Source organism: Thermoplasma sp. Kam2015 (assembly GCF_003205235.1).
GTDB lineage: Archaea > Thermoplasmatota > Thermoplasmata > Thermoplasmatales > Thermoplasmataceae > Thermoplasma.
Window position 1 is genome coordinate 1 of record NZ_QJSM01000063.1, and the last position, 222, is coordinate 222.

Below are 222 nucleotides of genomic sequence, written 5' to 3' on the forward strand. Positions count from 1 at the left end.
CCGTAAGATAAAGGACATCATGCACAAGCTTAGCAGATCCATAGTCGAATACGCATTGTCAAGAAAGATCGATACGATCGTTATAGGTCACAACGATGGATGGAAGCAGTCTGTGGATATCGGTAAGGAGAACAACCAGAACTTTGTGCAGATACCTTTCAATATGCTCATACAGCAGATTAAATACAAAGCAGAAGAGAAAGGGATCAATGTCATGATACA

The 222-nt window shown here is 40.5% G+C and carries 1 protein-coding gene; it reads left to right on the forward strand.

All coding sequences use genetic code 11. The features are described from left to right. A partial coding sequence (locus DMB44_RS09205) for an IS200/IS605 family accessory protein TnpB-related protein (RefSeq protein WP_153280229.1) occupies positions 1-222 on the forward strand: 222 nt, incomplete at both ends.